Source organism: Streptomyces lavendulae subsp. lavendulae (assembly GCF_002803845.1).
Taxonomy (GTDB): Bacteria; Actinomycetota; Actinomycetes; order Streptomycetales; family Streptomycetaceae; genus Streptomyces; species Streptomyces lavendulae.
Genome location: NZ_CP024985.1, coordinates 1,454,745 through 1,478,496, shown reverse-complemented (window position 1 = coordinate 1,478,496; position 23,752 = coordinate 1,454,745). Strand labels below are relative to the sequence as shown.

Annotated in this window: 18 protein-coding genes; 7 read left to right on the top strand and 11 right to left on the bottom strand. The window is 73.1% G+C overall.

All coding sequences use genetic code 11. The annotated features are described in order from the left end of the window. Positions 1-348: 348 nt before the first annotated feature. Positions 349-1,560, top strand: coding sequence for a PucR family transcriptional regulator (locus tag SLAV_RS42235; protein ID WP_234333336.1), 1,212 nt, complete (start codon positions 349-351; stop codon positions 1,558-1,560). Between the two features lie 101 nt (positions 1,561-1,661). Here the strand turns inward: SLAV_RS42235 and SLAV_RS06645 are convergent, their stop codons facing one another. From SLAV_RS06645 to SLAV_RS06635, 3 genes are all read right to left on the bottom strand, one after another. Beyond that, positions 1,662-2,432 carry an RNA polymerase sigma factor gene (locus tag SLAV_RS06645; RefSeq protein ID WP_051840089.1) on the bottom strand — a complete coding sequence of 257 codons (771 nt, stop codon included), beginning with the start codon at positions 2,430-2,432 and terminating at the stop codon, positions 1,662-1,664. A 129-nt stretch (positions 2,433-2,561) separates the two neighbouring features. After that, complete coding sequence (locus SLAV_RS06640) at positions 2,562-3,977, bottom strand: DUF1996 domain-containing protein (RefSeq protein ID WP_030224384.1); 1,416 nt, start codon at positions 3,975-3,977, stop codon at positions 2,562-2,564. A 9-nt stretch (positions 3,978-3,986) separates the two neighbouring features. Continuing rightward, the gene (locus SLAV_RS06635) at positions 3,987-4,739 is read right to left on the bottom strand and encodes a DUF4142 domain-containing protein (protein ID WP_234333335.1); all 753 of its coding nucleotides are present in this window, start codon (positions 4,737-4,739) and stop codon (positions 3,987-3,989) included. 316 nt (positions 4,740-5,055) lie between these two features. On the opposite strand from SLAV_RS06635, the gene SLAV_RS06630 reads away from it, so the two are divergent. Then, positions 5,056-6,015 carry a DUF4344 domain-containing metallopeptidase gene (locus SLAV_RS06630; protein ID WP_234333333.1) on the top strand — a complete coding sequence of 320 codons (960 nt, stop codon included), beginning with the start codon at positions 5,056-5,058 and terminating at the stop codon, positions 6,013-6,015. A 64-nt stretch (positions 6,016-6,079) separates the two neighbouring features. On the opposite strand, the gene SLAV_RS06625 is transcribed toward SLAV_RS06630, so the two are convergent. Next, on the bottom strand, positions 6,080-7,225 hold the full coding sequence (locus SLAV_RS06625) for an ABC transporter substrate-binding protein (RefSeq protein ID WP_030224375.1): 1,146 nt from the start codon (positions 7,223-7,225) through the stop codon (positions 6,080-6,082). 115 nt (positions 7,226-7,340) lie between these two features. Continuing rightward, positions 7,341-10,193 (bottom strand): SpoIIE family protein phosphatase, encoded by a 2,853-nt coding sequence (locus SLAV_RS06620; RefSeq protein WP_078950040.1) that lies wholly within the window; start codon positions 10,191-10,193, stop codon positions 7,341-7,343. 241 nt (positions 10,194-10,434) lie between these two features. On the opposite strand from SLAV_RS06620, the gene SLAV_RS06615 reads away from it, so the two are divergent. Then, the gene (locus SLAV_RS06615) at positions 10,435-12,183 is read left to right on the top strand and encodes a serine/threonine-protein kinase (protein ID WP_078950039.1); all 1,749 of its coding nucleotides are present in this window, start codon (positions 10,435-10,437) and stop codon (positions 12,181-12,183) included. 12 nt (positions 12,184-12,195) lie between these two features. On the opposite strand, the gene SLAV_RS06610 is transcribed toward SLAV_RS06615, so the two are convergent. Together SLAV_RS06610 and SLAV_RS06605 are read right to left on the bottom strand one after the other, a co-directional pair. Continuing rightward, entirely contained in the window at positions 12,196-12,951 is a 756-nt protein-coding gene (locus SLAV_RS06610) for a hypothetical protein (protein WP_051840080.1), read from the bottom strand. Next, complete coding sequence (locus SLAV_RS06605; RefSeq protein WP_030224367.1) at positions 12,948-14,291, bottom strand: right-handed parallel beta-helix repeat-containing protein; 1,344 nt, start codon at positions 14,289-14,291, stop codon at positions 12,948-12,950. The genes SLAV_RS06610 and SLAV_RS06605 overlap by 4 nt, the downstream gene beginning before the upstream one ends. A 69-nt stretch (positions 14,292-14,360) precedes the next feature. Between SLAV_RS06605 and SLAV_RS06600 the strand changes: the two genes are divergently transcribed. Together SLAV_RS06600 and SLAV_RS06595 are read left to right on the top strand one after the other, a co-directional pair. After that, positions 14,361-15,539, top strand: coding sequence for a Dyp-type peroxidase (locus tag SLAV_RS06600; protein WP_199922101.1), 1,179 nt, complete (start codon positions 14,361-14,363; stop codon positions 15,537-15,539). 145 nt (positions 15,540-15,684) lie between these two features. Beyond that, entirely contained in the window at positions 15,685-17,904 is a 2,220-nt protein-coding gene (locus tag SLAV_RS06595; RefSeq protein ID WP_051840075.1) for an SdrD B-like domain-containing protein, read from the top strand. A gap of 15 nt (positions 17,905-17,919) precedes the next feature. On the opposite strand, the gene SLAV_RS06590 is transcribed toward SLAV_RS06595, so the two are convergent. From SLAV_RS06590 to SLAV_RS06570, 4 genes are all read right to left on the bottom strand, one after another. Beyond that, a complete protein-coding gene (locus SLAV_RS06590; protein ID WP_030224359.1) occupies positions 17,920-18,258 on the bottom strand; it encodes a MerR family transcriptional regulator in 339 nt (112 codons plus the stop codon). A gap of 211 nt (positions 18,259-18,469) precedes the next feature. Then, positions 18,470-18,784, bottom strand: coding sequence for an SCO5918 family protein (locus tag SLAV_RS06585; protein ID WP_030224356.1), 315 nt, complete (start codon positions 18,782-18,784; stop codon positions 18,470-18,472). Between the two features lie 74 nt (positions 18,785-18,858). Continuing rightward, positions 18,859-20,394, bottom strand: a complete 1,536-nt coding sequence (locus SLAV_RS06580) for a DEAD/DEAH box helicase (RefSeq protein WP_030224353.1) — start codon at positions 20,392-20,394, stop codon at positions 18,859-18,861. 302 nt (positions 20,395-20,696) lie between these two features. Continuing rightward, positions 20,697-20,900 (bottom strand): cold-shock protein, encoded by a 204-nt coding sequence (locus SLAV_RS06570; RefSeq protein WP_030224351.1) that lies wholly within the window; start codon positions 20,898-20,900, stop codon positions 20,697-20,699. A 922-nt stretch (positions 20,901-21,822) separates the two neighbouring features. On the opposite strand from SLAV_RS06570, the gene SLAV_RS06565 reads away from it, so the two are divergent. Both SLAV_RS06565 and SLAV_RS06560 read left to right on the top strand, forming a co-directional pair. Then, on the top strand, positions 21,823-22,401 hold the full coding sequence (locus SLAV_RS06565; protein WP_030224349.1) for a TetR/AcrR family transcriptional regulator: 579 nt from the start codon (positions 21,823-21,825) through the stop codon (positions 22,399-22,401). A gap of 82 nt (positions 22,402-22,483) precedes the next feature. Then, complete coding sequence (locus tag SLAV_RS06560; RefSeq protein WP_030224345.1) at positions 22,484-23,719, top strand: MFS transporter; 1,236 nt, start codon at positions 22,484-22,486, stop codon at positions 23,717-23,719. Positions 23,720-23,752 lie beyond the last annotated feature (33 nt).

Genomic DNA, 23,752 nt, shown 5'->3' with positions numbered 1-23,752 from the left:
GCAAAATCAAGGCAAACCCGCGGGACCGAAGGTGGCCGGAACCGTCCAGGAGGGCGTGTGGTAGCTGCAACTGTCGTTACAGGCAAGGTCGTTGATGAGGCAGGCGACCTTGGCGGGCCTGTCACTCCGTCACCGGACAGGCCTCACCCCGGCAAGAACGAGGAAACGATGTGCGAACTTCTGAACCGCATCTGGTCCCGCCCTCGGGGCGAGTGGACCCGCGTCCTGCGCAGGGAACTTCCCGCGCTGGCCGGGGAGATAGTGGAGGAGCTTCTGCATGGAATTCCCGGATTTTCCACACTTGTCGATGACAACGATGCCATCGATGACGAAATTCTCCGACAAGCGGTGGAAGAGGCCCTTCTCGCCGCACTCGGGTACCGCGACGAGCCCGTACGGGACGTGGCGCACGACGGCGACCGCACGAAGACGGGGGAGGACGTCGAGGACCGGCACGACGCGGCGGCGGACGCCGTCCACGGCGGCCGGCACGGGGACGTCCGCGGCCCCGCACTCTCGGAGGTGCGCGAGCACGGGCACGGAAGCGGAAGCCTGGGCGGCGGCGGTCACGAGGGCCACGGCCCGGGCGGACCGGGGTTCGGCGGCCGCACCGGTGACGGGCACGGCGCCAGGGGCCACGGCCACGGGGGCGCCGACGACGACGGCCCGGACGGCCCCGACGGCCCCGACGGTCCCGGGCGGCACGACGACGCGGGCCCCCATGAAGGGACGCACGGCGCCCGCCCGGAACCCGCTGCCCCGCGCGACCGGGCCCGCCAGGACCTCTTCAAGGCCCTCACCGACGACCGCGTGGCCTCCCACGCCTCCCTCGCCGAGCTGTCCGAGGCCGCCGGCTGGCCCCTCCCGGTGGCCGTACGGGCCATCGCGCTGGCCACGCCCGGCGAGACCCAGCAACTGGCCGCCGTCCTCGACGACGCCCTCCCCGGCATGTTCGCCGGCCGGCCGTGCCTGCTGCTCCCCAGCCCCGACCCGGACACCCGGGCCGCCCTCGAACCCCCGCTGCGCGGACGGTTCGCGGCCGTCGGCCACGCCGTCCCCCTCCGCGACACCGCCTCCTCGCTGCGCTGGGCCCTGCGCCTGCTCACCCTGACCCCCAACCGCGGCGGCCCCGACGCCCGCGCCGTCTTCGTGGACGACCACCTCTCCACGCTCCTGCTGCTCCAGGACGAGCCCCTGGCCCACGCGCTGGCCGCCCGCTGGCTGCGCCCCCTCGCCGATCTGACCCCGCGCCAGAGCGAGCGCCTGGAGGTCACCCTGCTCGCGTGGCTGGAGGGCGGCGGAGCTCCCGAGGCGGCCAAGGCCCTGAGCGTGCACCCGCAGACCGTGCGCTACCGCATGCGGCAGCTGGAGAAGCTCTTCGGACCCGGTCTGCGCGATCCGCGGACCCGCTTCGAACTGGAGATGGCCCTGCGCAGCCGCCGCCTGATGGCCCAGGTGCGCCGTCAGCACTCGCGGGTGGGCCGGCGTACGGCACGCGTGGTCACCGCCGACTTCACCCCCCTGGTCGTCGGACGGATGGCCCGGGTCAACGGCCTCTGAGCAGAGCGCGAACGCGCCGCCCGGGAACCGGCACCGCCCGGCCCCCCCCGTACACGGGGGAGGCCGGGCGGTGCCGCCCGGGCGCCGGAGCGGCGAACGGCCTACGCCGGTACGGGCGCCGGCGCGCCGCGCAGCGTCGCGTTGAGGTCCAGCAGTTCCGCGTAGGCGCGCGCACAGGGGCCGCACCCCGCGAGGTGGCGGACCAGCCCGCCCGGACGCTGCGCCGCGCCCCGCCGGACCGCCGTGCCGAGCATGCCGCTGTAGTGGCCGCACCGCCCGTCGCCCGTCGCCGCGTGCAGATGGGCGCCGAGGTACGCCTCCCGCAGCCCTTCGCGGGCCCGGAACGCCAGAGAGGTCACCGCGCTCGGGGTGATGCCCAGCCGCGCCGCGATCCGGTGCGGGGACTCCTCCTCCACCAGCGTGTGCCACAGGACGAGCTGCCAGCGCGCCGGCAGCGCCCGGAAGGAGCGCGCCACGAGCCGGCGGTCCTCGTCGGCCATCACCTGTCCCTGCGGGTCGCTGCCGCCGGGCGCCGGCCGGCACCAGGAGTCCAAGTCCGCGGTCAGCAGGGTCCGTCCGGCGAGATCGCTCCACTCCATCGCCGTGTGCCGGACCACGGCCAGCAGGTACGCGCGCCAGGGCCCCCGGGGCCCGTTCCCGGAGCGGACCGCCTGGAAGGTCCGCAGGAACGCCTCCGACACCAGGTCCTCGGCGTCCTGCGGGGTACGGCAGCAGGTGCGCGCGTAGGCGAGGGCGGCGCGCCGGTGGCGCCGGTAGAGGAGCTCGCGCACGGCCGCCTCCTCGGCAGCGCCGCCGGGCAGCCGCAGGCGCCGGGTGAGTTCCGCGTCCACGGTGTCGCGTGAGCCGGGCATCGCACTCCTCCTCGCCGCTTCGGCACCCGTCCGGGAACGGCTACGGGTACGGGTACGGGTACGGGTACGGGCGTACGGGCGCCGGCCCGGGACCAGCCCCGGGTCGGCGCCCGTACGCCCCGGACGGCGTCAGCGGCAGGTGCGCCCGCCGTTGATGCAGTTCACCGCCTGGGCCATCAGCCCGTTCGACATGACGTTGATGAAGTCGCCGTGGTCGGTCACCGGCTTGTGCAGCTGCTCCGGGAAGCTGTCCACCGCGAAGCGCGCGCCGGGCGCGACCCCGTAGGTGATCCGCTGCACCAGCTGCGGGATCGCGGCGAAACCCTTCGGGCAGCGGCCCGCCTTGTCCGCGAAGGCCACGTGCGTACGGTGGTTGGCGCTGTCGATGTTGCGGCCGTCCCAGCAGCTCTGGAAGGTGAAGGTGCGCACCACGTCGCTGCCCTTGGGGCAGATCGGGTACTTGTCCTTGAGCTGCCGGTCCTCGAAACCGGTGCAGCTCCAGGAGGCGTTGGCATTGGCGGTGCCGTTGGTGAAGGCCTTCGCGTCACCCGTGATGATGCGCAGGAACCGCGGCATCGCCTTGACCTGGCCGACGGGGCTCCCCTTGAAATCGATCGTGACCTGCTTCGGCCGCAGGATCGTGCCCACGTTGGCGTCCTGTCCGCCGCCCGGGGCCTTGGCGTCCTTCTCCGCCTTGCCGTCGCGCAGCCGCAGCACCGGCCAGTAGTAGGCGGACTGGTCGCCGTTGCCGCAGGTCGTGCCGGACGCCGCGAGGCTGTTGTTGGAGGAGAAGGCGTCGGTCGTCTTGTTGCCCACGTAGTCGTGCATGTGGTGGGCGCCGTTGGAGACGCCGGGGGCGACGATGACGTTGTCGGGGTTGAAGTGGCCGTTCTCGTTGCGCCCGCACTGGGAGGAGAACGAGCCGGTGGAGGCGCCGCGCCCGGCGGCGGGGGCGTTCACGTTCGGCCGTACCTTGGCGATGTTGACGAAGTCGCTCTGGGCGGGCCCCCGTTTCTGCCCGATGCTGCGCGCGGCGTCGGGGTCGCGCGCCGGGTCGGCCGCGGCGGCGACCGCCGCGTCGGCCGCCGCGCCGACACCGGGGTCGGCTTCGGCGGGAGCCTCCTTCATGGTGCATCCGCTCAGCGCGTCCAGCCCCTGGGGGCGTCCGGCGGAGCGGCCGATCACGTCGGACACCCGCCGGATGGTGGTGGCGCGCTGGTCCTTGAGCCGGCCCAGGAGGGCGTCCTTCTGGACCTTCTTCTTGCTCACCTGCCCCGCGGCGAGCTGCCGGTAGGCGTCGGCGACCTGGCCGTCGAGCTGGGCGAGGTTCTGGTCGACCTCGGCCCGCGCCTGGTCGGGTACGTCCGTGAGCCGGTCGCCCACGTCCGGGCAGTCGATGGTGGCGGTCACCTCGCCGGTGCGGCCGGAGTCCTGGCCGGCGTTCGCGTTGCCCGCGACGACGGCGACCCCGCCGCCGCCCAGTACCAGCGCGCACGCCGCGGCCAGCAGTTTCAACCGGGGGCGCCTGTGGCCCTTTTGACCCATGAGATCACTTCACTTCGTCGATCGGACAGAGGAGGGGGACGACGCCCCCTGTTGGAGCGGGGAGGAGGGGGAGGACGGGGCGGGGCTCGCGTCGGAGAGCGAGTCGAAGTCGACGAGCCCGCTCTCCTCCAGGACCGTGATGTGGTCGAGGACCGTGGTGTTGGCCGAGGTGGCCAGGGCCCGCACCATGGAGTTCCGGGTCTGCGCCCGGACCTGCGCCACCAGCTGGAACACCTTTCCGTGCGCCCGGCGCAGCAGCTGCACGAACAAACGCTCGTACTCGTTGCCCTGGGCGGCCGTCATCTGGTCGAGCCAGCCCTGCTGCTGCGGGTTGGGCCGGTCGGGGAGGTCGATGCCGAGGGCCTGGCCGACCTGGAGGACCTGGCGGTCGAGGTCGGTGTGGCCCATGACGAGGTGCTCCCCGGCCGTGCGCACGGAGGGGCGCGTTCCGCGCTGCTGGGCCTGCCGCCCCGCGGGCAGCTCCCAGAGCCCGGCGAGGCGGACCTTGCGCACGAAGTCCCGGTCGGTGGGGGTCAGGGGCCCGTACGCCGTGCTCATGATCCCGGCGCCGTCGTCCACGACCCCCGCCGCCGGCGCCGCCGCCCCCGTGGTGGCCGCCGATGCGCGGTCGCCGTACTTGGCCACGGGGATCAGCAGCGCGATCAGCGTGACGGCCAGGGCGGTGATGACCAGGCCGCTTCCGATCGTGTACTTCGTGGCCACCGACAAGCCGCTGCCGGATCGCCGCCGGAATGACAGCACATTGCCTCCTTGCTCCGTGGTCCTGCGGGAGAGCCGGGGCCGTGCCGGCCGGCTGTTCGTGCCGTGCGGTGCACCCCGCACATCCGGCTCTCCTGGGGGTGCCACGGGACGCTAGTGCCCGGTGTGGCGTCACGGAGGAAGGACCATCACCATCGGATAAACATCCGGGCAAGTCCTCGAAAGACTGCTACCTTGCCGCGGTTCGACCCTTCAACAGCCGTCCCCTTCGGTCATAATCCGCGTGTCGGGGCCGGCTCCCCCTCGGGTGCGGGCGGGCCCGCCGCCGCGTCCTGACCAGGGAGAGGAGTCGGGCCGGGTGCTGAGAGCCGGTGGGTACCCGGCCGTGCTGCGGAGCGCTTGCGCGGGGGCGCTGCTGCTCGCCGTCGGCCTCGGCGCCGTCGCGTGCGGCGCCGACGGCGGCGCGGCCGCCGCGGGCGGCGAGGTCACCGTGGTCTACGAGGACGACACGATCAAGCCGGAGGACCGGCACGCCGTGGACGTGGTCCGCAAGTCCGGTGTGCTGGAGCAGACCGCCGACTGGGTGAACGAGGCGCTCGTCCTCCCGCACGACCTGGTCGTGAAGGTCACCGGCAAGGTCCCGCCCGGGGTCACGGACGCGGTCACCCAGCCCGACGGCAGGACGATCTTCGTGACGGCGGCGTTCCTGACCGGGATCGAGAAGGCCCTCGGCAACGTGGTCAAGACCGTCAAGCGTCCCGCCCTGCTCCCCGCGGACCGGTTCAACGCCGACGACCTGACGGCGCTGTCGACGCAGTTCGTGTTCGGCCACGAGATGGGACATGCCCTGCAGCGCCAGCTGATGCTGGCGAACCTGGGCCTGGAGGAGGACGCGGCCGACGGGTACGCGTCGTTCTCCACCGTCAACCAGGTGGGGGCCGGTCCGACGCTGGCGGCCGCGCTCCTCTTCGACGAGATCGCCCGCGGGGAGGGCGCGCTGACCCTGGAGGGGCTCTCCAGCGACCACCCCGTCACCCAGCAACGGGTCTTCACCTTCCTCTGCTACCTGGAGGGGAGCGACCCGAAGAAGTTCCACGCCCCCCTGGTCGCCACCGGCTACCTGCCCAGGACCCGCGCCCCACTCTGCCCCCAGTCCTGGGCGATGCTGGACCACGGCTGGTGGACCCAGCTGCAGCCCCATTTCACCGAGGGGTTCAAGAGCAGGGGCGACGAGGAGCAGAAGGACGCGCGCGAGCACCTGATCGCGGAGACAAAGGCCTTCGAGAAGCAGATCGACGAGCTCCGCAGCAAGGAATGACCGCAAGCCCGCAAGCCCGCAAGCCCGCACGCCCCCGCAAGCCCGCACGCTCGCAAGCACGCCCTCAGCCCGGGACGGCTTTGGCCCAGTTGCGGTCGACGGTCTCCTGCGCCTTCTGCCGCTGCGCATCCGTCGGGAACGACGGCGTGCCCTCGACCGTCGGCAGGTTCCCCGCGGCGGCCTTGTCGAGGGTGCCGTCCTTCGCCATGGCGTCCATGAGCACGGGGCGCGCGTAGGCGCCGAGCCTGATGTTCTGGCCCTCCGGGCTGAAGAGGTACTCCTGCCACAGGCGGGCCGCCGCCGGGTGCGGGGCGTCCTTGCTCACCCCGTTGGCGTAGTACTCGGCGAAGCTGCCGTCGAAGGGGATGGCGGTCCGCCAGTCCACGTCCGCGCCCTTCTTGCGGAACTCGTCGGCGTATCCGAGGTTGAGGAAGTCCCAGTCGATGCTGATCGGGGTCCGGCCGTTCTCGATCGTCGTCGGGGTGGATTCGACCGGGATGAAATTGCCGTTCCTGCTGAGCTCGGCGAAGAAGTCGATACCGGGCTGGATGTCGTCGAAGGACCCCCCGTTCGCCAGCGCCGCCGCGTACACGCCGGCGAAGGCGGAGCCCGACTTCCTCGGGTCACCGTTGAGCGCGACCTTGCCCTTGTACTCGGGCTTGCGCAGATCGGCGAAGGTCGCGGGGCAGGTCTTGACGCGTTTGGCGTCACAGCCGATCGAGATGTAGCCGCCGTAATTGTCGTACCAGAGGGCGTGCGGGTCCTTCTGGTCCGCGGGAATGTCGTCCCACCGGGCGACCTCGTACGGTGCGAGCAGGCCCTGCTGGGCCGCGGACCGGGCGAAGGAGCCCCCCACGTCGACCACGTCGGGGGCGCGTCCGTCGCCCCTGTGCTGCTTCAGGGCGTCGATCTCGTCCTGGCTGCTGCCCTCCGGGCTCTCCACCGTGACCTTGATCCCGTACTTCTTCTCGAAGCCGTCGATCAGCGCGCCGTAGTTGGCCCAGTCGCTCGGGAGCGCGATCGTGTTGAGCGCCCCCTCCTTCTTCGCCGCCGCGGTCAGCGCCGCCATACCGCCGGCGTCCGCGGCGGAGGTGGCCGCCGCAGGTGTGCGGGGCACGGCGGTGGGCTTGTCTCCGCAGCCGCCGAGGGGCGCCACCACGAAGGCGAGGCAGACTCCGACGACGGCTGTCCGGAGACGGGGTGCGGGCACTAAGGCTCCATGGCGGGCGATCGCATACCGGTCGAGACCAGCGTACGTTCGATGGCCCCGGCAGCGCAGTTCCAGACGAGGGTGCCGCTGCCCCGCCCGCTGCCCCGCCGCGTGTTCAGAGGGGCTCCTGGTCCCACTCGGCCAGGAGCACCTCCTCCGGGAGGGCCGCGGCCGCAGCGGACTCCGCGGCTCCCTCGTGGAGGGCCTGCTCACTCCAGATGATCTTGCCGCGAGCGGTGTACCGGGTGCCCCAGCGCTGGGCGAACTGCGCGACGAGGAACAGCCCGCGCCCGCCCTCGTCGGTGTCCTCGGCCCGGCGCAGGTGCGGGGAGGTGCTCGACCCGTCGGAAACCTCGCAGATCAGGCCCCGGTCGTACAGCAGCCTCACCCGGATGGGCTCGGTTCCGTAGCGGATGGCGTTGGTGATCAGTTCGCTGAGGATCAGCTCCGTCGTGAAGGCGATGTCGTCGAGGCCCCACTCCGCCAGCCGGCGGGCACAGGCGTTGCGCACCCGGGACACCTCCGCCGGGTCGGGGGGCACGTCCCACTCGGCGATCCGCGCCGGGTCCAGCCTGCGGGTACGGGCCACCAGCAGCGCGATGTCGTCGCTGGGCCGGGTGGGCAGCACCGCCTCGATCACCGCGGTGCAGGTCTCCTCCGGAGTACGGGCGGGCCCGGACAGGGCGCCGCGCAGCGCCGCCAGGCCCGCGTCCGGATCGCGGCCGCGGCCCTCGATCAGCCCGTCGGTGAAGAGCGCCAGCAGGGAGCCCTCGGGCAGGGTCAGCTCCGCGCTCTCCATCGGCAGGCCCTCGCCCAGCCCCAGCGGCGGGGAGACCGGCACCTCGGGGAAGGACACGGTGCCGTCGGGGTGCACCAGGGCGGGGCCCGGATGGCCGGCGGTGGCGGCCGTCACCTGCCCCGAGACGGGGTCGTAGACGGCGCACAGGCAGGTGGCCCCGGTGATCCCCTGCCACTCCTGCTGATCGGTGTCGATGTGGGCGACCAGCTCGTCCAGGTGGCTCAGGAGCTCGTCCGGGGGCAGGTCCAGGGTGGAGAAGTTGTACACGGCCGTACGCAGGCGGCCCATGGTGGCGGCGGCGTACAGACCGTGGCCGACGACGTCGCCGACCACCAGCGCCACCCGGGCGCCCGGCAGCGGGATGACGTCGAACCAGTCGCCGCCCACCCCGGCCTGCGCGGACAGGTAGCGGTGCGCGACCTCGACGGCGGACTGCTCCGGCACCCCGCGGGGCAGCAGGCTGCGCTGCAGGGTGTCGGCCACCGTGTGCTCGCGGGTGTAGCGGCGCGCGTTGTCGACGGACAGCGCGGCCCGTGCGGTCAGCTCCTCGGCGAAGGACACGTCCTCCTGGTCGAACGCGGGGGAGTCCGGCCCCCGCCAGTAGCCGGCCATCCCCAGCACGACGCCACGGGCCCGCAGGGGCACGGCGATCAGGGAGTGGATGCCGCGCTCCAGGATCCGCTCGGCGTTGGCCGGGTCCTGGGCCCGCCAGTGGTGGGTGGCGCGCAGGTCCGCCTCCAGGACCGCGCGGCCGCCGGCCAGCCCGACGGCCATCGGGCTGCCGGGAACGAACCGGATCAGCCGCCCCACGGGGTAGAGCGGGTGGTCGCCCCGGAGGCCGACGGCGGCGGTCCGGCGCATCTCCGTGGTCGTCTCGGGCGGCTCCTCGCCCCGCAGCACCGGCTCCAGCAGGTCGACCGTGACCACGGCGGCGAACCGGGGGACCGCCACCTCCGCCAGCTCCTGCGCGGTGCGCTCCACGTCCAGGGTCGTCCCCACCCGCACTCCGGCGTCGTAGAGCAGGTTCAGCCGCTCGCGGGCCACCTCCGCCTTGCCGGACAGCGCCCGCAGCTCGGTGGTGTCCCGCAGCGTGACGACGGTGCCGGCGGAGCCGTACGGGGCGGTGGGCCGGATGTTCACGGCCAGGAGCCGGTCGGCCGCCATGTGCACCTCGTCGGTCGCGGTCCGGCCCGCCGTGATCCGTGCGACGATCCCCTCCTCCAGGCCCAGGTCGGCGAGGGGGCGCCCCTCCGCGTCCCCCGGCAGATCGAGCAGTCGGCGCGCCTCGTCGTTGGCCAGCAGCAGCCGACCGCCGTCCCCGACGATCAGCACGCCCTCCCGGACGGCGTGCAGTACCGCGTCGTGGTGTTCGTACATCCTCGTCATCTCGGCCGGTCCCAGGCCGTGCGTCCGGCGCAGCAGCCGGCGGCTCACCAGGGCGGTGCCGCCCGCCGACAGGACGAGCACCCCGGCCGCGCTGCCGAGGACGACCGGGAGCTGCCCGTTCACCATGCTCTGGACGTTCTGGACCGTGACCGGGGAGGACACGACGGCGATGACGTTGCCCCGGGCGTCCTTGACGGGGACCACGGACACCACGGACTGCCCCAGGGACCCGGCGAACGTCTCGGTGAACGACCTGCCGGCCGCCGCCGTGGCGAACGGGCCGACGACGCGCTTGCCGATCTGCTTCGGGTCGCTGTGGGCGAGGGTGACCCCGTCGAGCGTGTACACGTTCAGACCGTCGACCCCGGCGATCTTCCGGGCCGCCTCGGCGCTGGGCTGGAGTACCGCGCTGGGGTGTGCGCTGTGCAGGGCGGCGACCATCCCGGGGGACTCCGCGAACGTTCCGGCGGCGGCGAGGGTACGGTGCCGGGCGTCCAGCATGGCGGAACTGCGGGCCTGCACCACGAGCGCCAGGACCGCCGCGGCGACGAGGACCACCACGACGGCCAGCTGGAGCAGGAACACCTCACCGGCCACGCTGCGCGCGCTCAGCAGGGCGGACAGGCGCTGGGGCCGCTGCGACACTCCCTTGGGGGACGGGGCGTGCTCCTGCCCTTCCTGGTGCTCCCGGCCGTCTGCGGAGGGGGGAGGCCGGGGCGGAGCGGAGGGGCTCGGGGCCGAGCGGAGCAGCCGGCGCCGGAGGGCCCCCAGGTAGTTGCTCATATTCCATCTTCCAACCTCTGCGGGCTGTCGGCAGCGGGGGCGGCCGGACGCGGACCCCTCACCCCCGCAGGCACCACTCGACGAACCCCGTGACACTGCCGTCCACCCCGGCCCCCTCGTCCGCCACCGCCGGGGGTGAGCATCGCTCGTGTGGAGGGTGTGAAGGAGAAGTGATGGACCGGCTCCCGGCTGCTGGCTACGATCGCGGCCTGTGTCACAACCAGCTGAGGAGCGACAGACCTTGGAGAGACTGGCACCGGGTGATCCGCTGCGCATGGGCCCGTACCGACTGGTGGCGCGGCTCGGTGCTGGTGGGATGGGACAGGTCTTCCTCGGGCGCACGGCGGGCGGGCGGACCGTGGCCGTCAAGACGGTCCGCTCCGAGTACGCGGCGGACCCGGAGTTCCGGCAGCGGTTCCGGCAGGAGGTGGCCGCGGCACGCCTGGTCGGTGGCCGCTGGACCGCCCCGGTGCTGGACGCCGACACCGAGGGCGGGCAGCCATGGGTGGCGACCGGCTATGTCGCCGGGCCCTCGCTGTCCGCCGCCGTCCGGCGGTTCGGCCCGCTGCCGCCGGACGCGGTACGGGTCCTGGGCGCCGGACTCGCCGAGGCGCTGGGCGCGGTGCACGAACTGGGGCTGGTCCACCGGGACGTCAAACCCTCGAACGTACTGCTGGCCCTGGACGGTCCGCGGCTCATCGACTTCGGCATAGCCCGGGCCCTGGACGTGACCTCGGTCCTCACCCGGTCCGGGTACGTCGTCGGCTCGCCCGGTTTCATGTCCCCCGAGCAGGCCCGCGGCGATGCCACCGGGCCGGCCGGGGACGTGTTCGCGCTCGGTGCCGTGATGGCCTTCGCGGCGACGGGGACGGCCCCGTTCGGCGAGAAGGACAGCGCGGCCGTGCTGCTCTACCGGATCGTCCACGAGGAGCCCGAACTCGGCGGGATCGGCGGAGAGCTGCGTGACCTCGTACGCGGCTGCCTGGAGAAGGACCCCGGTCGCAGGCTGACGCCCGGAGAGCTGCGCCGGCGGCTGGACGGGATCGGGGCGGAGGGCACCCGCCTCGGCGAACGCGGTTGGCTGCCGCGGAACGTCTCGGACGCGGTGGCGCGGGCGGCGGTGGAACTCCTCGACCTGGAGGGTCAGGCGGCCGACACGCAGGCCGTCCCGCCGGCGCCGCCGGACCCGCCCACCGCCATGACCGCGCCGCTGCCGCCCCCGGCGGGCACGGTGCCCTACCCCGCGCCGGGTGGCTTCGGCCCGCCCGGCCCGCCCGGCCCGCCCGGCCTGCCCGGCCCGTCCGGCCCGCAGCACTCCGGCGGTCACGCGCCCGCTCCGCCGTACGCACACCTGCCCGCGCCGGCCACACCGCCAGGCCGCTACCCGTACACGGGGGCCCGGCCGGCTGCGCCCCGCCGGTGGGCGGGCAGGCTGCTCGCCCTGGTGGTGATCGGGGTGGTGACGGCGGCGCTGGCGGGCCTGGTGGCCTGGCAGGCCACGGGCGGGGGCGGCCGCGACAGCGCCGACGGGCGGTCCGGCGGATCGGCGGCCACCCCTGCCGCGAACCCGTCCCCGCCGACGACGGCGGCCTCGTCCTCGGACTCGTCCTCGTCCTCGTCCTCGGGCGGGGGTGGCGCGGCTCCTGCCGGGGCCGTGCCGAAGGCCTTCGTCGGGGTCTTCGCCGGCAAGGTGAACTCCCCGGCCGGAGTGTCGATGGCGGTCCGGGTCACCCTGGTCCAGGGCGTGGTCGGGGACCCCATCACCACCACCGAGACCGACGGCGGAACCGGCACCGGGAAGGTCGTCTGCACCGGCGAGGCCACCCTCGTCAGCGCGACCGACGCCAGGCTGGTGCTCAAGCCGGTCCCGCTCTCCGGCATCAGCGGCTGCACCCAGCTTCCGGGCTACAGCATCGTGACCCTCAACCAGGACGGTTCCCTGCACGTCACCCAGGACGGCCTCAGCGGAGATCTGACCCGCAGGAACTGACGCCGGCCGTGATCACCGGGCCGGACCCGGCGCCGCACCCGCCGTCGCACCCGTCAGCTGCGACGGCGGATCGGGGAGGGGCTTGGAGGCCCCGGTCGCGGGGAGATCGGCGGTGGCCCACTGGACCTCGCCGCCGACCCTGGCCTGGAAGCGCAGAAGGCGGCCCTCGCCGTCGATCCAGTAGCGCGTGTTGCCGAGCCGCCCCCCTGCCACGGGGGCACCCGGGGCTCCCGGACCGGCGGCGACGAGGACGGGGACATCGCCGATCCGGTCGTCGCGGACCCGGCGCGCATCGCTGCGGGCCAGGAGCTGGGCGTTGTCGGGCCGGTCGGCGCCGAGGTTGAGGAGGAGCAGCAGTACGGAATCCAGCGCGGAGCCGTGCGGAGGGAGCGGGTGGACCTCCCAGCCGGAGGCGGGCGGCCGGTCCGGAAGCCCTCCGGTCCACCGGGGAAGGGCGGCGACGTGGTGGGGAGTCCAGTGCACGAGCTCCCGGGCCGGGGGCCCGGCGTCGTCGTGGATCTCCGCGTACCCGCGGTGGCGGCGCCAGTCGACGCGCCCGGTGAGGGTGATGGTCCTGCCGCGGGACGGGATGGTGGCGGTGACCTCGCCGGTGCCGCGGCGGTACGCGGTGAACCGGGCCAGGGCCAGGCGGTCGGCTTCCTCGGCGCTGAGGGGCCGGGGCGCGGCGGGTTTGGGATCGTCGGCGGCGGAGCAGGCCGTCAGCGCCGGAAGGGACACCAGCGACAGCAGTACGGTGCGGCGGTTCATCGGTGGTCCCGGCTGCGGTCGGCGAGGAAGGTGGCTGTGGGCACGGGGAGGTCCGCCGGGTCGACGGGGGCCGGAGCGCCGCCGAACGGCGAGGCGGGCGCGGTGGCGGCGTCCGGCAGCTGGGGCTGCGCGGGGGGCAGGGCGACGTCGAGGAACGGCAGGCCGGGAGGCGCGGGCGGGGTGTCCAGGGCCCCCTGGTGCCCGGGGGCGGCCACCGCGGTCGCCGGGCAGGCCATGGCCGTCGCGAGGTCCGCGGGCAGGACGGGTCCCAGGGGGCCGGTGAAGCAGTTGCCGCTCCCGGGGGCGTGCGCCGGGGCGAGGTAGGCGGCGTCGAGCGCGTTGGAGGCGAAGACGTTGTCCGTCATCCGGTTGCCGACGGGGGGCAGGTCCTCGCTGGCGGTGAGGACCAGGGCGGCCCGCGGGTGGCCGGTGATGCGGTTGCGGGTGACGGTGTTGTCGCGGCCCCCGGCGATGCCGACGCCGATCCCGTAGCCGCCGTCGGCCTGTTCGGGTGTGTCGGCCGCGGAGTTGCCGGCGATGAGGTTGCCCGCGACGGTGGCTCCGGACTGGGGGGTGAGGGCTTCGAGGTAGTCGGAGCCGATGGTCATCCCGACCCGGTTGCCGGTGAAGCGGTTGCCGACGATCCACAGGGGGCCGCTGGCGTTGGTGTTCTCGTAGCCCACGGCGTTGCGTTCGGCGGTGTTGCCGCGCACGAGGATTCCGCACGGCTTGCACTGGCCGACGTAGATGCCGGAATCGGCGCTGCCGGAGGCGTAGTTGTGCTCGATGGTGCCGTGGCGGGCGTTGAACGCGTAGATCCCGTACAGGCCGTTGTCCGCCGCGGTGACGTAGCGGACGCGGAAGCCGTCGAGCGGGGGGTCGGCCACCGGATCGAGACGGTGGTAGCCGTCGCTGCCGCGTCCGATGCCCTCGTCGCCCTTCTTCAGCCCCGTCACGAGGACGCCGTTCTGCAGGTGGCTGCGGACGGTGAGGTTCTCGACGGTGACTCCGGGCGCGGTGACCACGATGCCGTTTCCGCGCCGTCCCTCGCCGTCGACGACCACCCGATTGCGGTCGGTGCCGCGCAGGGTGACCTGGCGGGTGGCGACCCGTACGGTCTCGCGGTACCGGCCCGGGGAGACCAGCACCAGGTCGTGGGGGCGGGCCCGTGCGAGTGCGGCGGTGATGGTCGGGGCCTCGGCGGGCACGCGGATGGTGACCGGGCCGCGCGGGGCGTCGTCGCCGGAACCGCCGGTCCCGGCGGCGCAGGCGGTCGCCACCGCGCAGGCGAGGAGGGCGGCGGCGAGTCGGAGTCGGTGCGGGGAGCGGGAAACGGGCACGGTGGGACGTCCTCGTCCGGGGCGGGCATGAAGACCGGCGGCACAACCGGTGCTGCGTAGAGTACTCACATGACCACGCAGAGTGACAACCCCTCGATGGTTCGCCGGTCCCTGCTGGGCGCGCTCCCCGTCGCGGCGGCCTTGAGCGCCTGTCGGCCCGGAGCCCGGACGCCCGCCCTCCCGGCGCCGCGTACGCCATCGCAGGAGGCCTCCGCTCGGGAGGCGTCCGCGCACGGCGCGTCCGCTCCGGTCGGCGCGCGCCAGCCCGGGGTGGACCGCCCGGCGCAGCCGCAGACCCACGCGGTGGTGTCGGTGTACGAACTGCCGCAGGAGGCCGGTTCCGTGCGGGTGGCCGCCCGGCTGGCCGAGGTTCTCGTGGAGCTGGCCGGGAAGCCCGGCGGGGCGGCGGCCGCGCCGGCCGGGGACCTGACCGTGACCGTGGGGCTGGGGCCGCGCCTGCTCGGATCCGCCGGGCAGGGCCTGCCGGGCGGGCTGCAACTGCCCCCCTTCGCCCGTGAGGAGCGGACGGCCCGGGCGTGGGGCGGTGACCTGCTGGTGCAGGTGTGCGCGAGCGACCCGGACGCCGTCGCCCTCGCCGATGCGCGGCTCGCCGGGGCCCTCGCCGCCGAGGGCGCGTCGGGCCGCTGGTCGCAGGCGGGCTTCCGGCCGCCGGGCGGCGGCCCGGTCCGCAACCTGCTGGGTTTCCCGGACGGGATCGAGAACCCCCGCACGCGCCCCGAACTGGACCGCGAGGTATGGCTGGACGGCCCGGGCCCGCTCGCGGGCGGGACGGTCGCCGTCGTGCGGCGGCTGCGCATCGACGTCTCCGGATTCCTGGCCCAGCCCGCCACCCGGCAGGAGGAGGCGATCGGCCGTCGCAGGGCGGACGGCGCGCCGCTCAGCGGCGGGGCGGCGCTGGACCGGCTCGACCTGTCGGCGAAGACGGCGCGCGGCCGGTACCTGGTGCCGGCCATGGCGCACGCCCGGCGGGCCAATCCCAACGCCACGGGCAGCGGAAGGATGCTCCGCCGGGGATACAGCTACCGCAACGGCCCCGAGGACCAGGGGCTGCTCTTCGTCAGCTTCCAGCGCCGGCTGCGGACCTTCACGGCCACGCAGCGGCGCCTGGACGACGGCGACGACCTGATGCGGTTCGTGACCGCCACCGCGTCCGGAGCCTTCTTCGTCCCGCGGGCCTTCACACCCGAACGGCCCCTTGGCGGTGACCTCTTGGGGGAGCCGGGATGAATCCGTTCTTCAGAAACCACCCCGTGGTGGGACGGGTCACTCAATAGTGCGAATCACCCGCCACGGCCTTCCGGGGGCGTCGGCCACGCGGAACCATGGTCACTCAACGTGTTTATGGCTACTCTGCGTAATACGGAGGAGTGTCTTGAAAGCCCTGAGGAAGGCCCTGGTCGCACTGGCCGCCGGCCTGGCCCTGACCACCGGCGTGCTCCAGCAGCCCGCCGCCGGCGCTGATCCCAGCGACGGCACCGTCCGCATCAAAGTCATCCGGGACTCCAACACCAACGGCCGCTACGACAGCGCGACCGAACGCCCGGCGGCCGGTATCACCGTCGAGCTGACCGACGTCGACGGCAACCAGGTCACCGGCGTGACCGGACCCGACGGCATCGCGGTCTTCCCGCCGAACACCGTCCTCACCGGCGGCAAGTACTACGTCCGGATGAAGATGCCGGGCGGATCCTTCCTCCAGCCCACCTTCGGCGCCGCCGGCGGCCTCGCGTCGAACGCCACCGTCATCGACGTCATCGACGGGGACGCCGAGCTCACCATGGGCGTGCGCAACCCGTCCGACTGGTGCGAGGACAACCCCCGGCTGAGCACCGTCTGCCAGGTCGCCGCCACCAAGTCCGGCGGCGTGCGCACCACGGTGACCTTCAACTTCGACGAACGCGGCGACAGCAACAGCGGCAACACCACCACCCTCGCCACGCGCGACGACACCGGCAACACCTACGGCGTGGCCTACCACAGGCAGCAGCGCCGCATCTTCACCGGCGCCCACGCCAAGCGGCACACCGTCTACGGCCCGGGCGGCCAGGGCGCCGTCTACGTCACCCCCCGCAGCGGCGGCGCCACGACCCTGTTCACCACCGTCCCCGGCGCCGGAACCACCGCGCACCAGAACTCCGTCCGCCTCGACGGGCCCTTCGTCGGCGTGGTCGGCAAGGAATCCCTCGGCGACATCGACATCTCCGAGAACGACCAGCAGCTCTACGTCGTCAACCTCAACGACCGCCGCCTGTACACGTACGACGCCGGGCAGCCGACCGCCGCGGCGCCGGTGACCTCCGTGGCCGTCCCCGACCCGGGCTGCCGGGCCGCGAGCGACTGGAGGCCCTTCGGCCTCGGTGTGCGCGACGGAGTCGTGTACGTCGGCGGCACCTGTTCGGCCGAGTCCTCGCAGAACGCGAGCGACCTCAAAGCGGCGGTGTGGGCGTACAACCCCGTCACCGCGACCTTCGCGGCGGCGCCGATCCTCACCAAGACCCTGAACTTCCCGCGCGGCGAGGCCTCCGTCGGCACCCCCTCGTCCAACCGCTGGTACCCGTGGACGACCGGCGCCGCCACCTTCCCGCAGCCGAACCAGATCGTCGCCCACCCCGAGCCGATCCTGAGCGACATCGCCATCGAGAGCAACGGCGACATGGTCCTCGGCTTCCGGGACCGCTTCGCCGACATGACCGGCTTCCAGATGGATCACCCCAACCCGGCCTACGGCGGGCTGCACTCCACCATCTCGGGCGGAGACCTCAACCGGGCCTGCATCAAGCCGGACGGATCCTTCGAGTGGGAGGGCACCGGGAACTGCCCGAACAACGCCGCCACCCGCCCCAACGGCGGCCAGGCCGCCAACGTCGTCGAGTTCTACCCGGGTGAGAACTGGCCCAACGTCCACCAGGAGGTGGCCCAGGGCGCCATCGGCCTCTCGCTGCGCGAGGGCCGCCTGGCCGGCACCGCCCTGGACCCGACCAACCAGGCATGGACCGGCGGCATCGGCTTCTTCGACCGCACCACCGGAAGCCGCGGCACCAACACCTTCGAGCACGGCTTCACCATCCAGAAGCTCAACGACCCGCTCGACGGCGGTTTCGGCAAGGCCAACGGCCTCGGCGACCTCGAAGTCCTCTGCGACGAGCCGGCCGTCCAGATCGGCAGCCGCGTCTGGTACGACCGCAACAAGGGCGGCGCCCAGAGCGTCGACGACGACGAGCCGGGCATCCCCGGAGTCACCGTCCAGCTCCTGGCCGAGGACGGCACCCTGATGGCCACCGTCCGCACCGGCGCCGACGGCGCCTACTACTTCGGGCCCGAACACGGCGTCCGCCCCAACACCAAGTACAAGATCCGCTTCGACAAGTCCACCGCCGACACCAGCGTGATCAACTCCCGCCGTCCGCCCGCCGCGAGCGGCCTCATCTGGTCGCCCGTGCAGAGCGCCGGTCCGGGCTCCAAGGACATCGACTCCGACGCCGTCCCCGAGACCACGAACGCCGGCCAGTACGCCACCGCCGAAGTGACCACCGGCGCACCCGGCACCGTCGACCACACCATCGACGCCGGCCTCTACATCAACCGCCTCTGACCCCCCCCCGTCGGCTCAGCCGGGCGTCTGCGGCGGGGTGCCCGCCGCGCGGCGGAACTCCTCGTTGAGCCGCTGGGCCTCTTCGAGCTGGTCTTCGAGGATGACGATGCGGCAGGCGGCCTCGACCTGCATGCCCTGGTCGACGAGTTCCCGGGCGCGGGCGGCGATGCGCAGCTGGTAGCGGGAGTAGCGGCGGTGACCGCCCTCCGAGCGGAGCGGGGTGATCAGGCGGGCCTCGCCGATGGCACGGAGGAAGCCGGGGGTGGTGCCGAGCAGCTCGGCGGCCCTGCCCATCGTGTAGGCGGGGTAGTCATCGTCGTCCAGCCGGCCGTCGAGCGAATCGTCCGCTGTCATTTGCACCTCTTCTTGGGAGCGCGCCTTCTCGGGAGCGCGTCGAGGGGCCCTCGTGCCGTACGGCACCGGGGCCCCGGAGGAGATTGAACACCATCCGCCGGTTCTGGTGTGTTTGCTTCCCCGTGGGCGGGTGCCCGCGGTCGCGGACGCCGTGCACGGCGAAGGCCCCGACCGGTGTGTCCGGTCGGGGCCTTCGGTGTCGTCGTGCCGCTCAGACGAAGACGGGGCTGCCGAGCATCGCGGAGGCCTGCTGGAGCGGGCTCAGCGCCGCCGCGGGAGCCGCGGGAGCCTCGGGCAGGCCGCGGACGGTGAAGCCGAGCCGGGTCATGGCCCGGATGACCTCGCCGGCGCTGAAATCGCGGCGGTCCTGGCGGGTGATGACCTGTCCCACCTGCATGACGGGGTAGACGCGACGGCCGATGACCACCGACTCGCCCACGAGGGTCTCGGGCTTGACGCCCTTCATCGATTCCAGCACACCGGCCTTGGTGAGGTCGAAGGGGAACCGGGCGATGACACAGCGCATGATGCCTCACTCACGGGAGGAAGGGGGGAAGGGGGGACGTGCGGAAAGGGGAAGTGCGAAAGGGGGCGGTGCGGCTAGGCCGCGGCGTCGAACGTGCCCGGGCGCCGGCCCTCGCGGCGCGAGGCCTGCGAGGGGCGCCCGCGCCGGCCGCGCGAGGCGGCGCTGCGCTTGGGGCGCTCGCTCACCGGCGCCGTGATGACGACGGGGATGCCGGACGGGGTCCGGGCGCCGGTGATGCGCCGCAACTCGTCCTCGCCGGAGCGGACCTGAGTGGTCCGCGGGGTGATGCCGGCGGTGGCCATGAGGCGGGTCATGTCACGTCGCTGATTCGGGGTGACGAGGGTGACGACACTGCCGGACTCGCCCGCGCGGGCGGTGCGTCCGCCGCGGTGGAGGTAGTCCTTGTGGTCGGTGGGCGGGTCCACGTTGACCACGAGGTCGAGGTTGTCGACGTGGATGCCGCGGGCGGCGACGTTGGTGGCGACCAGCACGGTCACGTGCCCGGTCTTGAACTGGGCCAGGGTGCGGGTCCGCTGCGGCTGGGACTTGCCGCCGTGCAGGGCCGCGGCCCGTACGCCGCTGTTGAGGAGGTCCTGGGTCAGCCGGTCGACGGCGTGCTTGGTGTCCAGGAACATGATCACGCGACCGTCGCGAGCGGCGATCTCCGTGGTCGTGGCGTGCTTGTCGGCGCCGTGCACGTGCAGTACGTGGTGTTCCATCGTGGTCACCGCGCCCGCCGAAGGATCGACGGAGTGGACGACCGGGTCGTTCAGGTAGCGACGCACGAGCAGGTCGACGTTGCGGTCGAGGGTCGCGGAGAACAGCATCCGCTGGCCGCCCGGTCGCACCTGGTCGAGCAGGGCGGTGACCTGCGGCATGAAGCCCATGTCGGCCATCTGGTCGGCCTCGTCGAGCACGGTGACGTCCACCTGGTCGAGCCGGCAGTCGCCGCGCTCGATGAGGTCCGCGAGGCGTCCGGGGGTCGCGACGACCACCTCGGCGCCGCCGCGGAGCGCGCCGGCCTGCTTGCCGATCGACATGCCGCCGACGACCGTGGCCAGCCGCAGCCTCACCGAGCGGGCGTAGGGGGCGAGGGCATCGGTGACCTGCTGGGCGAGCTCGCGAGTGGGGACGAGCACCAGGGCCAGCGGCTGGCGCGGCTCGGCCCGCCGTCCGGCGGTACGGGAGAGCAGCGCGAGGCCGAAGGCGAGGGTCTTGCCGGAGCCGGTGCGCCCCCGGCCGAGCACGTCGCGGCCCGCGAGGGTGTTCGGAAGGGTCGCGGCCTGGATCGGGAACGGGACGCTCACGCCCTCCGCGCCGAGCGCGACGAGCAGCGGGGCGGGCATGTCGAGGTCGGCGAACCCCTCCACGGCGGGCAGCGCGGGGGTGATCGTCCGGGGGAGGGCGAACTCGCCCTGTACGGCGGCGGGCCGGCGCCCGTAGCCGCCGGAACGGCCCTGTCCTCCCGGGCGGGCCTGGCCGCCGGAACGGGCCTGACCACCGGAACGGGGCTGACCACCCGAACGGCCGGTGGCCCCCGAGCCGAACCGGCTCCCGCCGGTGCGGGAGGAGGAGGCGGAGGAGCGATTGTTCGTGCGTGCGCGGTTCATACGGAACCTTCCTCGAATGCGGCGCATATCAAGGAATTCCCGCAGCGGCGAACGCGCGGAGAACTGCAAGAATGGGCCGGACGGAACATGAAAGCGAATCTGGCCGGACGGAAATCAGTGCGGACTCAGGCGCTGGAAACGGGGACGCGGCGCCAAGACCGGCGCCCCGGATGAGGATTATCGCGCGGAGGGGCCGCGGAATCCCGGGTGCGTCCCGCAGGTGAACTCACTGCGGGGAAAAAGCACAGCTGGGGCCCGCACCCCGAGGGATGCGGGCCCCAGCTGCGAAGTGCGCGCCGATATTAGGCGGGAACGATGTTCTCGGCCGTCGGGCCCTTCTGGCCCTGCGCGATGTCGAAGCTGACCTTCTGGCCTTCCTGCAGCTCGCGGAAGCCCTGGGCGGCGATGTTCGAGTAGTGGGCGAACACGTCAGCGCCGCCACCGTCCTGCTCGATGAAGCCGAAACCCTTTTCCGCGTTGAACCACTTCACGGTACCAGTAGCCATGTCAAATCTCCTTTGGGGCAGTACAACGCGATCCGCAACGTGCGGATCTCGTGTCGCCGCGATGATTGCCCCGCCGGACCGGAAGGACCGGAAATACACAAGCGCTGGAAGTGGACGTGAAGTCCGACCGGGCGCTTGAAATCTTGGGAACCACAACTGCAACTGAGATCGACAGTAGCACGGCATGGTGGCCCGTGCAGTAAATGTCAGCGACCTCTTCGGAGCCGTGAGAAAACCCTCGGTGCACGATCCGCGAAATTCTCATCCCGCGAGCACAGATATTCATGCGCCGCCCCGCGGGTCCCCCGCGCCCCGGTCGCCGGAGCGGGCCGCGGGGGGTGACGGACTCGTTCCGTCAATGCTGACCTCCGGGCGTGACAACGGGGAACCGGGCCGGTGGTCGTCCGGGTGGCTCCGGACGGCTCCCACCGGTGGTTCCTGCGAAGAGCCCCGCCACTGGGCTGGAGGGGCGGACGGGTGAAAGGCCGCGTGGCGTCGTGGCGTCGCCACTCTCCTGGGCTCCGGCGGTCCCCGTGACCGCGTTCATCCTCCTGCTGTCCGCCGACCGCCCGCCGACGACACGGGTGCCGTCATCCCCTCGATGACGAGGGTCTGGAGCAAGGCGGCTCGATGACGAGGGTCTGGAGCAAGGCGGCGGCAACTTCCTCGCCTTTCGGCAGTAGTCCGATCTCAAGGTTCCTGTTAATAGGGGCGGTGGCCGGCAGGAACCTTGAGAAGGCGCCCGGAGGTCGACTCCCGCGGGCAGCTGAAAGCTCGCCCGGCCGCGACGGAAGCCAGGGCCGGCCGGTACGCCCGCGGCCTACCGGCCGGGTCCGGACCGGCCGATCGGGATCAGCGTTCGTGACGGCCTGATCGCGCCGACGTCCGGCCAGACGCAATTTCTTAGCATTAGGCTGTCCCCATGAGTGCCCAAGCGACCCCACGCCCCGGCGGGCGCAGTGCCCGCGTCCAGCAGTCCGTACACCAGGCCGTCCGTGATCTGGAGGCGGAGGTGGGGCGCGACGCGCTGACCGTGCCCCTGATCGCTACCCGTGCCGGGGTCACGCCCTCCACCGTCTACAGGCGTTGGGGTGACCTGCGGGCACTGCTGTCCGACGTGGCTGTCGAGCGGCTGCGCCCGGATGCGCCGCCGGCCGACTGCGGCAGCCTGCGGGCGGACCTGGAGGCGTGGACCGTGCAGTTCGCCGAGGAGATGTCCTCGACGGCCGGACGCACGTACATCCGGGACACCCTGCTCGGCGACCCCGAGCAGGGCAACGCGGCCCGCTGCTCCGACTACGCGGCCGAGCAGCTGAAGGCCATCGGTGTGCGCGCGGCCGGGCGCGGGGAGGCGGTGCCGGACGTGGAGACGCTGCTGGACGTCGTTGTCGCCCCTCTGATGTATCGGATCCTGTTCCGCCCCTCGGCTCTGTCTGAGGCGTACACCGCGCGCCTCGTGGCGGCGGCGCTCGGCCGCAGCGAGCTCTCCCCGGGCGCGTAAAAGCTAAGTATTTGCGTTTCGAGCGGGTGTCGGCCTAGGGTGCTTAACGCAAAGCATTCGCCTTAAAGGTCGGAGTGTTCCCATGGCCAGCGTCACAGCCTTACGGTTCCGCCGCCGCCTGCCGGTACTGGGCCGTCGCGGTGCCTTCCGGCTCCACGCCTCGACCCTGGTCGCTCTGCTGGCCGCATCCAGCGCGCCGACGCCCGTGTACGCGCTCTACCAGGCCGCCTGGCATTTCTCGGCCATGACGCTCACGGTCGTGTTCAGCGCCTACGTGCTCGCCCTGCTGGTGGCACTGCTCACCGCGGGCACGCTCTCGGACCACCTGGGCCGGCGCCCGGTCCTCGCCGGGGCGCTGCTGGCTGAGGCCGTCGCGATGGCCGTCTCCGCCGCCGCGCAGGGGGTGCCGGAGCTGATCGCCGGCCGTAGCCTGCAGGGCCTGGCAACCGGTGTGGCCACGAGCGCCGCCGGAGCCGCCCTGCTCGACTTCGAGGCCCCCGACCGCCCGGGACGGGCGGCGGTTGCCAACGGCATCATGCCCGTGGCCGGCATGGCAGTCGGGGTGCTGGTCTCCACCGCCCTCGTGCAGTACGCGCCCGCACCCACCCGCACCGTCTACCTGCTGCTGCTCGTGCTCTTCATCGCGCAGGCGGCCGCGGTACGGCTCACCCCTGAGACGGCCCGCACCGAGTCCGGCACCTGGCGCCCTATACGCCTCCTGCACCTCCTGCGCCCCACGATCACCGTCGCGCCCGCTTCCCGGCCAGGCTTGGCGCTCGCTGCGCCCGGCATCGTCGCCGCCTGGGCCCTGGGCGGCTTCTACTCCTCGCTCGGGCCTTCGCTCGCCCGACTCATCGCCCCGCACGCCGCCCACGCGACGGGCGGACTGGTCTTCTTCACCCTGACGGCTGCGGCCGGTCTCGCCGGACACGCGGCCCGGGCGCTGCCCGCCCGCACCGTGAGCCTGGCCGGCGCCGCGCTGCTGATCCCCGGGGCCCTGCTGACCCTGGCAGCCCCTCACCTGCACAGCCTGCTCGCGCTGTTCGCCGGCACCGCTCTGGCGGGCGCGGGCTTCGGCGGCGTCACCCAGGGCGCCCTGCGCCTGGTGCTGCGCCCGGCAGCCCCGGGCGAGCGCGCCGGCTCGCTCGCGACCTACTACGCCCTCAGCTACCTGGCCATGAGCATCCCGGTCGTCCTCGCCGGCCTGCTGACCAACCTGTACGGCCTGCAGGCCTCCGTCGCCCTTTACGGCGCAACGGTCGTCGCGCTGACCCTGACCGGCCTGATCCGCGCCGCGCACCTGCCGCACAAGGCCTGACCAGAGCCTGCCCACCCCACCACCCACCCCACC

Bases quoted from the DNA above. Each gene is read 5' to 3' on its own strand.
- SLAV_RS06600 (WP_199922101.1), top strand. From the start codon at position 14,361: ATGACCACGCAGAGTGACAACCCCTCGATGGTTCGCCGGTCCCTGCTG.
- SLAV_RS06610 (WP_051840080.1), bottom strand. From the start codon at position 12,951: ATGAACCGCCGCACCGTACTGCTGTCGCTGGTGTCCCTTCCGGCGCTG.
- SLAV_RS06640 (WP_030224384.1), bottom strand. From the start codon at position 3,977: ATGGGTCAAAAGGGCCACAGGCGCCCCCGGTTGAAACTGCTGGCCGCG.
- SLAV_RS06585 (WP_030224356.1), bottom strand. From the start codon at position 18,784: ATGCGCTGTGTCATCGCCCGGTTCCCCTTCGACCTCACCAAGGCCGGT.
- SLAV_RS06590 (WP_030224359.1), bottom strand. From the start codon at position 18,258: ATGACAGCGGACGATTCGCTCGACGGCCGGCTGGACGACGATGACTAC.
- SLAV_RS06570 (WP_030224351.1), bottom strand. From the start codon at position 20,900: ATGGCTACTGGTACCGTGAAGTGGTTCAACGCGGAAAAGGGTTTCGGC.
- SLAV_RS06620 (WP_078950040.1), bottom strand. From the start codon at position 10,193: ATGAGCAACTACCTGGGGGCCCTCCGGCGCCGGCTGCTCCGCTCGGCC.
- SLAV_RS06580 (WP_030224353.1), bottom strand. From the start codon at position 20,394: ATGAACCGCGCACGCACGAACAATCGCTCCTCCGCCTCCTCCTCCCGC.
- SLAV_RS06565 (WP_030224349.1), top strand. From the start codon at position 21,823: ATGAGTGCCCAAGCGACCCCACGCCCCGGCGGGCGCAGTGCCCGCGTC.
- SLAV_RS06560 (WP_030224345.1), top strand. From the start codon at position 22,484: ATGGCCAGCGTCACAGCCTTACGGTTCCGCCGCCGCCTGCCGGTACTG.
- SLAV_RS06645 (WP_051840089.1), bottom strand. From the start codon at position 2,432: ATGCCCGGCTCACGCGACACCGTGGACGCGGAACTCACCCGGCGCCTG.